This is a genomic window from Streptomyces sp. 3330, assembly GCF_031456635.1.
Classification (GTDB): domain Bacteria; phylum Actinomycetota; class Actinomycetes; order Streptomycetales; family Streptomycetaceae; genus Streptomyces.
This window is the reverse complement of the sequence record NZ_JAVDVA010000001.1, coordinates 525,540-538,103: the sequence shown is the minus strand read 5'-3', so window position 1 is coordinate 538,103 and position 12,564 is coordinate 525,540. Positions and strand designations below refer to the sequence as shown.

At 73.0% G+C, this 12,564-nt stretch carries 12 protein-coding genes; 10 read left to right on the top strand and 2 right to left on the bottom strand.

The window, feature by feature from the left end; translation table 11 throughout:
• The first annotated feature begins 1 nt into the window (after position 1).
• Positions 2 to 907 (top strand): ribonuclease Z, encoded by a 906-nt coding sequence (locus J2X68_RS02375; RefSeq protein WP_310430706.1) that lies wholly within the window; start codon positions 2 to 4, stop codon positions 905 to 907.
• Between the two features lie 20 nt (positions 908 to 927).
• The gene (locus J2X68_RS02370) at positions 928 to 1,917 is read left to right on the top strand and encodes an adenosine deaminase (RefSeq protein ID WP_310430705.1); all 990 of its coding nucleotides are present in this window, start codon (positions 928 to 930) and stop codon (positions 1,915 to 1,917) included.
• 76 nt (positions 1,918 to 1,993) lie between these two features.
• Here the strand turns inward: J2X68_RS02370 and J2X68_RS02365 are convergent, their stop codons facing one another.
• Both J2X68_RS02365 and J2X68_RS02360 read right to left on the bottom strand, forming a co-directional pair.
• On the bottom strand, positions 1,994 to 3,271 hold the full coding sequence (locus J2X68_RS02365; RefSeq protein ID WP_310430704.1) for an MFS transporter: 1,278 nt from the start codon (positions 3,269 to 3,271) through the stop codon (positions 1,994 to 1,996).
• Between the two features lie 184 nt (positions 3,272 to 3,455).
• The gene (locus J2X68_RS02360) at positions 3,456 to 4,238 is read right to left on the bottom strand and encodes an IclR family transcriptional regulator (RefSeq protein WP_310430703.1); all 783 of its coding nucleotides are present in this window, start codon (positions 4,236 to 4,238) and stop codon (positions 3,456 to 3,458) included.
• A 115-nt stretch (positions 4,239 to 4,353) separates the two neighbouring features.
• Between J2X68_RS02360 and J2X68_RS02355 the strand changes: the two genes are divergently transcribed.
• The 8 genes from J2X68_RS02355 to J2X68_RS02320 all read left to right on the top strand — a co-directional run bounded on the left by J2X68_RS02355 (position 4,354) and on the right by J2X68_RS02320 (position 12,425).
• Positions 4,354 to 5,292, top strand: a complete 939-nt coding sequence (locus tag J2X68_RS02355) for a 5-dehydro-4-deoxyglucarate dehydratase (RefSeq protein ID WP_399039202.1) — start codon at positions 4,354 to 4,356, stop codon at positions 5,290 to 5,292.
• On the top strand, positions 5,289 to 6,578 hold the full coding sequence (locus J2X68_RS02350) for a glucarate dehydratase family protein (protein ID WP_310430701.1): 1,290 nt from the start codon (positions 5,289 to 5,291) through the stop codon (positions 6,576 to 6,578). Before J2X68_RS02355 ends, J2X68_RS02350 begins: the two co-directional genes overlap by 4 nt.
• A gap of 420 nt (positions 6,579 to 6,998) precedes the next feature.
• Positions 6,999 to 8,180 (top strand): PfkB family carbohydrate kinase, encoded by a 1,182-nt coding sequence (locus J2X68_RS02345; protein WP_310430700.1) that lies wholly within the window; start codon positions 6,999 to 7,001, stop codon positions 8,178 to 8,180.
• A gap of 158 nt (positions 8,181 to 8,338) precedes the next feature.
• On the top strand, positions 8,339 to 9,397 hold the full coding sequence (locus J2X68_RS02340) for a PhoH family protein (RefSeq protein WP_310430699.1): 1,059 nt from the start codon (positions 8,339 to 8,341) through the stop codon (positions 9,395 to 9,397).
• Positions 9,398 to 9,410: 13 nt separating this feature from the next.
• Positions 9,411 to 9,908 carry an rRNA maturation RNase YbeY gene (gene ybeY, locus J2X68_RS02335; RefSeq protein WP_310430698.1) on the top strand — a complete coding sequence of 166 codons (498 nt, stop codon included), beginning with the start codon at positions 9,411 to 9,413 and terminating at the stop codon, positions 9,906 to 9,908.
• A complete protein-coding gene (locus J2X68_RS02330) occupies positions 9,905 to 11,212 on the top strand; it encodes a hemolysin family protein (RefSeq protein WP_310430697.1) in 1,308 nt (435 codons plus the stop codon). The genes ybeY and J2X68_RS02330 overlap by 4 nt, the downstream gene beginning before the upstream one ends.
• 97 nt (positions 11,213 to 11,309) lie before the next feature.
• Positions 11,310 to 11,669: an MmcQ/YjbR family DNA-binding protein gene (locus J2X68_RS02325; RefSeq protein ID WP_310430696.1), complete on the top strand. Its 360-nt coding sequence runs from the start codon at positions 11,310 to 11,312 to the stop codon at positions 11,667 to 11,669.
• 402 nt (positions 11,670 to 12,071) lie between these two features.
• Positions 12,072 to 12,425 (top strand): cytidine deaminase, encoded by a 354-nt coding sequence (locus J2X68_RS02320; protein ID WP_310430695.1) that lies wholly within the window; start codon positions 12,072 to 12,074, stop codon positions 12,423 to 12,425.
• Positions 12,426 to 12,564: the final 139 nt, after the last annotated feature.

Sequence of the window (12,564 nt, the reverse complement as noted above, 5' to 3'; positions counted from 1 at the left end):
CGTGTCCGTCCGTGAACTGGTGGTCCTCGGCACCGCGAGCCAGGTCCCGACCCGGCACCGCAACCACAACGGCTATCTGCTGCGCTGGGACGGCGAGGGCGTCCTCTTCGACCCGGGCGAGGGCACCCAGCGCCAGATGCTGCGCGCCGGGGTCGCCGCGCACGACCTCAACCGGATCTGCGTCACGCACTTCCACGGCGACCACTCCCTCGGCCTCGCCGGTGTCATCCAGCGCATCAACCTGGACCAGGTCCCGCACCCGGTCACCGCGCACTACCCGCGCTCGGGGCAGCGCTTCTTCGACCGGCTGCGCTACTCGACCGCCTACCGCGAGACCGTCGGCATCACCGAGGCCCCGGTCGACACCGACGGGGTCCTCGCCACCGCCGCGTCCTACCGGCTCGAAGCGGCCAGGCTCTCCCACCCCGTCGAGTCCTACGGCTACCGGGTCGTCGAGCCCGACGGCCGCCGCATGCTGCCCGAGCGGCTGGCCGCGCACGGCATCACGGGGCCGGACGTCGGCCGGATCCAGCGGGAGGGTTCGATCGGCGGGGTGTCGCTGGACGACGTCAGCGAGGTGCGGACCGGACAGCGGTTCGCGTTCGTCATGGACACCCGGCTGTGCGACGGGGTGCACGCGCTCGCCGACGGCGCCGACCTGCTCGTCATCGAGTCGACCTTCCTCGACGAGGACGAGCGGCTCGCCACCGATCACGGTCATCTGACCGCCGGTCAGGCCGCGCGGGTCGCGCGCGACGCCGGGGTGCGGCACCTGGTCCTCACGCACTTCAGTCAGCGCTACTCCGAGCCGGACGAGTTCGAGCGGCAGGCGCGGGCCGCCGGGTTCGAGGGCGAGCTGACGGTGGCGCACGACCTCCTGCGAGTGCCGGTTCCGAAACGGCGGTAAAACGGTCGTACGATGCTTTGATGCCCCTCCCCAAAGCTGAACTTCACCTGCACATCGAAGGAACCCTGGAGCCTGAGCTGGCTTTCGAGCTGGCCGCCCGCAACGGGGTCGCACTGCCGTACGCCGACACGGACGAACTCCGCGAGGCGTACCGGTTCGAGGATCTCCAGTCCTTCCTGAACCTGTACTACGAGCTCATGGCGGTCCTGCGCACCGAGCGCGACTTCGAGGATCTCGCGAACGCCTATCTCGCGCGGGCCGCCGCGCAGGGTGTGCGGCACGCGGAGATCTTCTTCGACCCGCAGGCCCACCTCGCCCGCGGCGTCGGCCTGGGCACGGTCGTGGAGGGGCTGTGGCGCGCGCTGGGCCGCAGCGAGGCCGAGCACGGCGTCTCGACCCGGCTCATCCTGTGCTTCCTGCGCGACGAGTCCGCCGAGTCGGCGCTGAAGACCCTGGAGGCGGCGCGGCCCCACCTCGACCGGATCACCGGGGTCGGGCTCGACTCCGCCGAGGTCGGGCATCCGCCGGCCAAGTTCCGCGAGGTGTACGAGGCGGCGGCCGCTCTCGGCCTGCGGCGGGTCGCGCACGCCGGTGAGGAGGGGCCGCCGGAGTACATCACCGAGGCCCTGGACGTGCTCGGCGTGGAGCGCGTCGACCACGGGCTCCGGTGTATGGAGGACCCGGCCCTCGTCGAGCGGCTGGTGCGCGAGCGGATCCCGCTCACGCTGTGCCCGCTGTCCAACGTGCGGCTGCGGACCGTCGACGTCCTCGCCGACCACCCGCTGCCCGCCATGCTCGACGCCGGGCTGCTGTGCACGGTGAACTCCGACGACCCGGCCTACTTCGGCGGGTACGCCGGCGACAACTTCGACGCCGTGGGCGCCGCCCTGGGCCTGGGCGAGGAGCGGCTGCGCGAGCTGGCCCGCAACTCCTTCGTCGCCTCCTTCCTGGAGGACGACGAGGAGCGGCGGGCCCGGTACCTCGCGGAGGTCGACGCCTACACGTTCTAGGCCGGTCCCGGTCACGCCCGGCGGGCGGGCGCGGCGCGTGCCGGACGGCGGGCCACGACGCCCCGGCCGGGCGGTCTCAGCCGGATCCCGGCGCGGCGCCGGCCGGCCGGGGTCCGGCCGTGCCGTACGCGTCCCGGACGGGGGGCGCCGAGCCCTCCACCGCGATCTCCACCACCTGCGGCTCCGGGGCGCCGCCCCGCCGTCGCACCGAGCCCGCGACCCGCGGGCCGCCTGCGGCGCGCAGGGCAACGGCGGTCATCGGCACCGCGACGACGAGCAGCCCGGCCCCGAGCACCAGCCCCATCGCCGGGAACCCGGCCCACGCCGACAGCACGCTCCCGGTCAGCGGCCCCGCCGCCGTGCCCAGCGAGCCCGCCGATCCGACGAGCACCGCCCAGCGGCCGCGCGGGTCGAGCGAGGCGGCCAGTCCGATCAGGTACGACAGCACGATCGGGTAGAGCGTGTTCCAGGCGATCTCCCCGGCCGCGAAGCTCACCGGCCCGGTCGCGGAGGCGCTGGCGACGACACAGCCGGCGATCAGCACGGTCCCGGCGCCGATGGGCACCGCCCGCCCGAGCCGGGCCCCGAGCGCCCCCGCGCCCAGCACGCCCGTGAGCCCGGCCCCCAGCGCCACCGCGAAGACGACGCCGACGCCGGCCTCGGTGAGGTGCGCCTGGGTCAGGCCGATGCGTCCGCTGACGCCCCAGAGCGCGTTCTGGACCAGCGACCAGCAGGGCATGGCGGCGGCCAGGACGAGTCCGGCCCGCAGCCGGGGCAGCCGCGGCCGGTCCTCGTGGCGGCTTTGGACGGGAGCCGTCCCGCCCGGCAGACGGCCCGTCAGCGGCCACACCGCGAGGGCGGTCAGGGCGATCGCGGCCAGCGGCTGTCCGTGTCCCGCGCCCAGGTGCGGCACCGTCAGATACACCGCGCCCGCGAGCGCGGAGACCCCGAGCAGTCCCGCCGTGGAGACGCGGTGCGGGTCGGGACACGCGGCGATCCGAGTGGCGGCGACCGTGGTGACGGCGCCGGAACCGAGGCCGCCGAGGACCGCGCCCGCGACGACGGCGGGCACGTCACCGGCGAGGGCCGCGCCGCCGTAGCCGAGCACGGCGAGGGTCAGTCCGACCCGGGCGAGGGTCCGGGCCCCGACGCGCTCCACGCGGGAGGCGAGCAGGAACCCGGTGGCGGCCGAACCGAGCAGCAGCGCACTGCCGACGGCTCCGGCCTCGGTGGCGGACAGCGGCAGCCCGGCGTCCAGCCGGCCGACCACCGTCGGCAGCAGATAGGGGGCGAGGTACCCGGCCGTGAACAGGGCGACGACGGGCCAGGGCAGGGTGGTGCGGGGGGCGGGCACGGGCGTTCCAGGGCATGCGGAAGGGACGGCTCGGAGGAGGCCGGAGGAGGGGTGGGGCGCCGACCGTCGACGGACAGGAACGCGCGGGCAATTTGTATCAAGCGCGCGAGGGGAGATGAAGGGCAGGGTGAGTGATGTGGATCACTTTGCGTTTGGGGCGCGGAAGACCGGGTAACGGCGGGCGCTAACGCCAGTCGGCGGCGCCGCCGGAACCCGGCGCCGTCGCCTCGATCTTGGCCCTGATCTCGCGCATCACCGCGATGATCCGTTCCTCGTGCTCCGGCGTCAGCCGGGCCACCGGCACCGAGCAGCTGATCGCGTCCTGCGCGGGGGTGTCGTAGCGCAGCGCGAACCCGAACCCGACGATGCCGAGCACGCCCTCCTCGCGGTCCACGGAGTACCCGCGCGCCCGCACCTGGGCGAGGTCGTCGAGCAGGGCCCGGCGGCTCGTGCGGGTGTGCGGGGTGAACGCCTCGTACGGCCCCTCGGGCAGCTCGCCGTCCGGCCGTTGCGCGAGCAGCGCCTTGCCGAGCGCGCCGACGTGCGCCGGGAGCCGCCGCCCGACCCTGCTGATCGTGCGCAGGTACTCGTGCGACTCGCGCGTCGCCAGATACGCCACGCCGCGGCCGTCCAGCCGGCCCAGGTGGATCGTCTCGCCCAGCGCCTCGGACGCCTCGTCGAGGTAGGGGCGCACCAGCCGCACGCGCGGGTCGGAGTCGAGGTAGCTCGTGCCGGTCAGCAGGGCGTGGATGCCGATGCCGTAGAGGGAGCCGGTCACGTCCGTGCGCACCCAGCCCCGGCTGATCAGGGTCTGGAGCAGCGCGTACATCGAGCTGCGCGGTACGCCCAGCTCGTCCGCGAGCTCCTGCAGCCGCGCCGGCCGGTCGCCGCGCGCCGCGAGCAGTTCCAGCAGCTCGACCGTGCGTGCCGCGGACTTCACCTCGCGGACGCCGCCTGTCTCCGACATGTGCCGATCGTAAGGGTGTGCGGCTCGGGGAGCGCACGCCCATTGACGGTCGGCGTTCGCGTATCTAACCTCCATCTTCATACGTAGATGACGTCTACATAGGGAGATGACAAGGGTGAGCCTCGACAGGGAAACGGTCCGACGCCTGCGGGACGGCATGACGCGGGGGGTGCTGTCGTTCCCGCTCACGAGCTTCCACGAGGACGGCTCCCTCGACCCCGACGGCTTCCGCGCGCATGTCGCGGCCCAGATCGCCACCGCGCCGGGCGCCCTCTTCCCCGCCTGCGGGACCGGAGAGTTCTTCTCCCTGGACGAGGACGAGTACCGGCAGGTGGTCACGATCGCCGTCGAGGAGGCGGCCGGCCGCCTGCCCGTCGTCGCCGGGGTCGGCTACGGCTGGGCCCAGGCCGCCCGGTTCGCGCGCCTCGCGGAGGAGGCCGGCGCCGACGCCCTCCTCGTCCTGCCGCACTACCTCGTCGCCGCCCCGCAGGACGGCCTCGTCGCCCAGCTGGAGCAGCTCGCCGCCCGCACCCGGCTGCCCCTCATCGCCTACCAGCGCGGCCAGGTCACCTTCACCGCCGCCTCGCTGCGACGCGTCGCCGCCGTCCCCGGTGTCATCGGCCTCAAGGACGGCCACAGCGACCTCGACCGCCTCCAGCGGCTCACCCTCGCCGCCCCCGACGGCTTCCTCTTCTTCAACGGCGCCGCCACCGCCGAGATCCAGGCCCGGGCCTACGCCACCGTGGGCGTCCCCGCCTACTCCTCCGCCGTCCACGCCTTCGCCCCGGAGATCGCGAACGCCTTCTTCGCCGCGCTGCGCGACGGCGACGACAAGACGGTGGACCGGCTGCTGCGCGAGTTCTACGTCCCGCTCGTCGAACTGCGCGACCGGGTGCCGGGATACGCCGTGTCCCTGGTGAAGGCGGCGGCCCGGCTGCGCGGGCGTCCCGTCGGCCCGGTCCGCGCCCCGCTCACCGATCCCTCGCCCACCGATCTCGCCGACCTCAGGGACCTCCTGAGCGCCGGTCTCGACCTCGTAGGAGCCGCGCTGTGAACCTCACGATCACCGACGTCCGCCTGACCCCGATCCTGGTCGCCGACCCGCCGCTGCTCAACACCCAGGGCGTGCACCAGCCGTACACGCCCCGGCTGATCGTGGAGGTCGAGACGGCGGACGGGGTCACCGGCGTCGGCGAGACGTACGGCGACACCAAGTACCTGGAGCTGGCCCGCCCCTTCGCCCAGAAGCTCCGCGGCCGCCCGGTGAGCGACCTGAACGGCCTGTTCACCCTCGCCGACGAGGTGGCCGTCGACAGCTCCCGGATCTCCGGCCAGGTCGACGTCGGCGGGCTGCGCGGCGTCCAGACCGCCGACAAGCTGCGGCTGTCCGTCGTCTCCGCGTTCGAGGTCGCCTGCCTCGACGCCCTCGGCAAGGCGCTCGGCCTGCCCGTGCACACGCTGCTCGGCGGCAAGGTGCGCGACGCGGTCGAATACAGCGCCTACCTCTTCTACAAGTGGGCCGGCCACCCCGAGGGCGTGCCCGCGGAGAAGGACGACTGGGGCGCCGCCGTCGACCCGGCCGGCGTGGTCGAGCAGGCCCGGCGCTTCAAGGAGCGCTACGGCTTCACCTCCTTCAAGCTCAAGGGCGGCGTCTTCCCGCCGGACGAGGAGATCGCCGCCGTCCGGGCGCTGGCCGAGGCGTTCCCCGGCCACCCGCTGCGCCTCGACCCCAACGGCGCCTGGTCCGTGCAGACCTCGCTGAGGGTCGCCGACGAGATCGGCGGCATCCTCGAATACCTGGAGGACCCGGCTCTCGGCACCCCGGCCATGGCCGAGGTGGCCGCGAAGACCGACGTGCCGCTCGCCACCAACATGTGCGTGACCACGTTCGCCGAGATCAAGGAGGCGTTCACCCGGGACGCCGTCCAGGTCGTCCTCTCCGATCACCACTACTGGGGCGGACTGCGCAACACCCGGCAACTCGCCGATATCTGCCGGACGTTCGGCGTCGGCATCTCCATGCACTCCAACACCCACCTGGGCATCTCGCTGGCCGCCATGACCCATGTGGCGTCCACCGTGCCCCACCTCCACCACGCCTGCGACTCCCACTACCCCTGGCAGTCGGAGGACGTCCTCACCGAACGCCTCACCTTCGAGGACGGCCGGGTCACCGTGCCGGACGCGCCCGGCCTCGGCGTCGAACTCGACCGCGACCGGCTCCGGTTCCTGCACCGGCGCTGGCTCGACGACGACGGTGCCCTGCGCGAGCGCGACGACGCGGCGGCCATGCGCCTGGCCGACCCCGACTGGGTCACCCCGGCCGTCCCCCGCTGGTGACCCGCCGCCGGCGGCCCCGCGCCGGCACCTCCCCTTCCCCTGCCCACGACCGGAGCCGCTCGTGTCAGCAGCAGTCCCCGAAGCCCTCTCCCCGGCGGTCCGGTCCGCCCTCCGCAAGATCTTCCGCAGAGTGGTCCCGCTCTTCTTCGTGATGTTCGTCGCGAACTGCATGGACCGCGTCAACCTGGGCTTCGCCCAGGGGCGGCGGACCCGCCGGTGGACGTGGCGTGGCCGGAAGGCGCCGCCCGCGAGCGCGAGCGCGAGGGCGACGGCGCGGCCTGTCGCCTCCGCACCCTCCGCACCCTTCCGTACCTGCCGCGGGCCGACGCGCCGTGGCGCCCGGTGCGCGTGTGACGGACCGCGTGTTGTCGGTGGCGTGGTGCACACTGGCCAGATCGGCACCACGTCAGGGAGCGCACCGTGACCGCGTCCAACGCGTCCACCGGAGAGGGACACCAGCACCAGACCGGCAAGGCCGGCCGGCTCGGCCGGTCCGCCCGGGTGGACCCGCTGGCGGCCCGGCGCGCCTCCGACGACCCACCGTGGGACGTCTATCTCACCGGCACCGTCTTCCTCGACATCATCTTCACCGGGCTCGACTCCGCCCCGGTGCGCGGGACCGAGTCCTGGGCGCGCGGAATGGGCTCGAGTCCCGGCGGCGTCGCCAACATGGCCACCGCACTCGCCCGGCTCGGCCTGCGCACCTCCCTCGCCGCGGCCTTCGGGGACGACCACTACGGCGAGTACTGCTGGGACGCCCTCGAACAGGGCGAGGGCATCGACCTCAGCGCCTCGCGCTCCGTCCCCGGCTGGCACTCGCCGGTCACCGTCTCCATGGCCTACGAGGGCGAGCGGACGATGGTCTCCCACGGCCACGAACCGCCCGTCGAGGCCCTGCTGACGCAGGAAGGGGCGCCCGAGCACCCGCCGCACGCCCGCGCCGCCGTCGCCTCCCTCACCCCCGGCAGGAGCGCTCCCTGGATCGAGCGGGCCGCCGGCCGCGGCACCCGCGTCTTCGCCGACGTCGGCTGGGACGACACGGGCGCCTGGGACCTGGCCGGCCTCACCGACCTGGCGCACTGCGAGGCCTTCCTGCCGAACGCGGAGGAGGCCATGCGCTACACCGGCGCCGCCTGTCCCCGCGCCGCCGCCCACGCCCTCACCGAGCACGTACCGCTCGCGGTCGTGACCCTCGGTGCGGAGGGCGCCTACGCCGTGGACCGGCGCACCGGCGAGTCCGCCGAGGTCCCGGCCATCGCCGTCGAGGCCCTCGACCCCACCGGCGCGGGGGACGTCTTCGTGGCCGGCTTCGTCACCGGCACGCTGGCCGACTGGCCGCTCGCCGACCGCCTCGCCTTCGCCGGCCTCACCGCGGCCCTCTCGGTGCAGGAGTTCGGCGGCTCGCTCTCCGCCCCCGGCTGGGCCGAGATCGCTGCCTGGTGGCGCAGGGTCCAGTCGGTCGACGGACAGGACCCCGAGGCGCTGCTGCGGTACGCCTTCCTGGACACCCTGCTGCCGACGCTGCTCCCGACGGGGGCGGAGGCCACCCCGTGGCCGCTGCGCAGAGCGGTGCCGACGATCGGTTTCGGCCGCTCGGCGTAGCCGCCGGACGCGGCCGCCGGCACCGCGCCGACCGCCTCGCCGGACCCGGAAAAGCCCTACGGCGTTGTCAGTGCCCTGGCGTACCCTTGAACTCGCCAGGCCGCCCTCGTGGCAGGCGAGACGCATCCGGGAGGACGTAGAGGCCTTCGGGCCGGCCTATGACTCAGACACCCACAGCTCACACGCCCGCGCAGGGCAAGGCGAGAGCACAGTTCACCGTTCCCGCCCAGCACCCCATGGTGACGGTGCTGGGATCCGGAGACTCCCTCCTGCGCGTGATAGAGACGGCCTTCCCGGCGGCTGACATCCATGTCCGGGGCAATGAGATCAGCGCGGTCGGCGACCCACGGGAAGTCGCTCTCGTCCAGCGCCTGTTCGACGAGATGATGCTGGTGCTCCGCACCGGACAGCCGATGACGGAGGACGCAGTGGAACGCTCGATCGCCATGCTGCGGGCGAGTGAGAACGGGACGAACGACGGCCAGGAGACCCCGGCCGAGGTTCTGACGCAGAACATCCTGTCCTCGCGCGGCCGCACCATCAGACCCAAGACCCTCAACCAGAAGCGGTACGTCGACGCGATCGACAAGCACACGATCGTCTTCGGCATCGGCCCGGCCGGTACCGGCAAGACCTACCTGGCCATGGCCAAGGCGGTCCAGGCCCTCCAGTCCAAGCAGGTCAACCGCATCATCCTGACCCGCCCGGCGGTCGAGGCGGGGGAGCGGCTCGGCTTCCTCCCGGGCACGCTGTACGAGAAGATCGACCCCTACCTGCGCCCGCTGTACGACGCGCTGCACGACATGCTGGACCCGGACTCGATCCCGAAGCTGATGGCCTCGGGGACGATCGAGGTCGCGCCCCTCGCCTACATGCGGGGACGGACGCTCAACGACGCCTTCATCATCCTGGACGAGGCCCAGAACACGAGCCCCGAGCAGATGAAGATGTTCCTCACCCGGCTCGGCTTCGACTCGAAGATCGTGATCACGGGTGACGTGACCCAGGTGGACCTGCCGAACGGCACGAAGTCGGGTCTGCGTCAGGTCCAGGACATCCTGGAGGGGCTCGACGACGTCCACTTCTCCCGCCTGTCGTCCCAGGACGTCGTCCGGCACAAGCTGGTCGGCCGTATCGTCGACGCGTACGAGAAGTACGACAGCCACAACGGTACGGAGAACGGCACCCACAAGGGCGGCCGTAACAAGCGGAAGTAGACGAACCAGCACCATGTCGATCGACGTCAACAACGAGTCCGGAACCGAGGTCGACGAGCAGGCGATCCTCGACATCGCCCGCTACGCGCTCGCGCGGATGCGCATCCACCCGCTCTCCGAGCTCTCGGTGATCGTCGTGGACACCGACGCCATGGAGCAACTGCACGTCCAGTGGATGGACCTGCCGGGGCCGACGGACGTCATGTCCTTCCCGATGGACGAGCTGCGTCCGCCGTCGAAGGACGACGACGAGCCCCCGCAGGGCCTCCTCGGCGACATCGTGCTGTGCCCCGAGGTCGCCGCCCGGCAGGGCACCGAGGCGCCGACGCGGCACTCCATGGACGAGGAGCTCCAACTGCTCACCGTCCACGGGGTGCTGCACCTGCTGGGGTACGACCACGAGGAACCCGACGAGAAGGCCGAGATGTTCGGTCTGCAGGCCGCCATCGTCGACGGCTGGCGCGCGGAGAAGGGCCTGACCGGCCCGTCCCCGGCCCCGACCGTCTCATGACCCCCACCCTCGTCGCCGGCGCGATCGCCCTGGTCGTCGTCGCCTGGCTCGCCGCCTGCGCGGAGGCGGGCCTCGCGCGCGTCTCCAGCTTCCGCGCCGAGGAGGCCGTGCGCTCCGGGCGGCGCGGCAGCGCCAAGCTCGCGCAGATCGCCTCCGACCCCACCCGCTATCTGAACGTGGCGCTGCTGGTCCGCGTCGCCTGCGAGATGGCGGCCGCCGCCCTGGTCACCTACGCCTGCCTCCAGGAGATCGACGGCACGACGCCGGCCCTGTTCGCGGCGATCGGCGTGATGGTGCTCGTCTCGTACGTCGCCGTGGGCGTCTCGCCGCGCACCATCGGCCGCCAGCACCCGCTGAACACCGCGACGGCGGCCGCGTACGTGCTGCTGCCGCTGGCGCGGATCATGGGCCCGATCCCCTCGCTCCTGATCCTCATCGGCAACGCGCTGACGCCCGGCAAGGGCTTCCGCCGGGGCCCCTTCGCCTCCGAGGCGGAACTGCGCGCGCTGGTCGACCTCGCCGAGAAGGAGTCCCTGATCGAGGACGACGAGCGCCGCATGGTGCACTCCGTCTTCGAACTCGGCGACACCCTCGTGCGCGAGGTCATGGTCCCGCGGACCGACCTCGTCGTCATCGAGCGGTACAAGACCATCCGGCAGGCGCTGACCCTCGCCCTGCGTTCCGGTTTCTCCCGCATACCGGTGACCGGGGAGAACGAGGACGACATCGTCGGCATCGTGTATCTGAAGGACCTGGTCCGCAAGACGCACATCAACCGCGACGCCGAGGGCGAGCTGGTGTCCACGGCGATGCGGCCCGCCGCCTTCGTCCCCGACACCAAGAACGCCGGTGACCTGCTGCGCGAGATGCAGCAGGACCGCAACCACGTCGCCGTCGTCATCGACGAGTACGGCGGCACGGCCGGCATCGTCACCATCGAGGACATCCTCGAGGAGATCGTCGGCGAGATCACCGACGAGTACGACCGGGAACTCCCGCCGGTGGAGGAACTCGGGGACGACCGTCACCGGGTCACCGCCCGCCTCGACATCACCGACCTCGGCGAGCTGTACGGCCTCGAGGAGTACGACGACGAGGACGTGGAGACCGTCGGCGGGCTGCTCGCCAAGGCGCTGGGCCGGGTGCCCATCGCCGGGGCGTCGAGCGTGGTCGACCTGCCGGACGGGCGCGCGCTGCGCCTGACGGCGGAGGCCGCGGCCGGCCGCCGGAACAAGATCGTCACGGTGCTGGTGGAGCCGGTGGAAGCGGCGGACCGTCCGGAGGACGAGCCGAAACCCGAATGACGGGGCCGCGCCGCCGGGTGACGCGTCGACCGAGCGGCGCATCGACGGCACGGCCGAGCGACGTGTCGACGGAGCCACGGAGTCAAGGAGTGACGGAGTGACACCTCAGCAACTGCGCGCCTTGTGCCTCTCCTTCAACGCGGCGGTGGAGGACTTCCCCTTCCGGCCGGAGGTCTCGGTCTTCAAGGTAGGCGGCAAGCTGTTCGCCCTGACGTCCCTGGACGCGCGGCCCCTGACGGTCAACCTCAAGTGCGACCCGGACGACGCGGTGCGGCTGCGCGGGGAGTACGAGGGCCTGATCGTCCCCGGGTGGCACATGAACAAGCGGCACTGGAACACGGTGACGGTCGACGGAGGGCTCCCGGACCGGCTGGTCCGGGAACTCGTCGAGGACTCCTACGACCTGGTGGTCGCCGGGCTGCCGCGGGCCGAGCGGCTGCGGCTCGACCGGCCCTGAGGCCGTCCGTCGGCCGAGCAGCCCGAGCCCGATCAGAGCGGCGGCCGGCAGGACGACGGCCGCGTCCGCGGCGACGCCGTCCGGACGCCCGGCAGCAGGTCGTCCGGACGGTGTCGCCAGGACGGTCACGGCGCCGGCGATGAGGGTCACGATCACGTCGGGGGCGGGCGAAGCCCCGGTCGGCCGCCGGCCCGGCCCGGCGCGTCGGGGGCGGGGGAGCCGGGGGAGTCGTCGGCGGGGGAGCCGGGGACGGTCGTTCCGGTGGGGTCGATCGCCATGGGTAGGGCTTCCGGCCATCGGACCTCACGTGGAGCCGCCCCTCCTGGTGGTGGCGGCACCACCCGTCACGCGGGCGCGCAGGGCGGACGCGGTGAGCGGATCGGTTCTTCGTATGCTCGGGGCATGACCGACAGCAACGCGCTCGACCCCGAGGACCGCAAGATCGTCACCCTGGCCCGCTCCGCGCGGGCCCGCAACGGTGTGCCCGAGGGGGCCGCCGTGCGGGACGAGACGGGACGCACGTATGTGGCGGGGACGGTGGATCTTCCGTCGCTGCGGTTGAGCGCGCTCCGGACAGCGGTGGCGATGGCGGTGGCCTCGGGCGCGGGGTCCCTGGAGGCGGCCGCGGTGGTGACCGCGGCGGAGACGGCCGACGAGGCCGATCTGGCCGCCGTGCGGGATCTCGGCGGGGCGGCGACCCCGGTGCTGGTGGCCTCGCCGGACGGGACCGTCCGGCTCACCGTCTCCGCGGGCTGACGGCGGCCGGAAGCAGGTCACCGGGGGCCGCGCGGAGGTAGGCCGGAATTCAACCTTGCCGGTCTCGCTTCGCTCGCGCATCAATGGAACCGCAAGTTCCGACGGACCGTCAGATCTGAACACCGGATCCCACCCCGGG

Bases quoted from the DNA above. Each gene is read 5' to 3' on its own strand.
- J2X68_RS02370 (WP_310430705.1), top strand. From the start codon at position 928: ATGCCCCTCCCCAAAGCTGAACTTCACCTGCACATCGAAGGAACCCTG.
- J2X68_RS02360 (WP_310430703.1), bottom strand. From the start codon at position 4,238: ATGTCGGAGACAGGCGGCGTCCGCGAGGTGAAGTCCGCGGCACGCACG.
- J2X68_RS02340 (WP_310430699.1), top strand. From the start codon at position 8,339: ATGACTCAGACACCCACAGCTCACACGCCCGCGCAGGGCAAGGCGAGA.
- ybeY (WP_310430698.1), top strand. From the start codon at position 9,411: ATGTCGATCGACGTCAACAACGAGTCCGGAACCGAGGTCGACGAGCAG.
- J2X68_RS02330 (WP_310430697.1), top strand. From the start codon at position 9,905: ATGACCCCCACCCTCGTCGCCGGCGCGATCGCCCTGGTCGTCGTCGCC.
- J2X68_RS02320 (WP_310430695.1), top strand. From the start codon at position 12,072: ATGACCGACAGCAACGCGCTCGACCCCGAGGACCGCAAGATCGTCACC.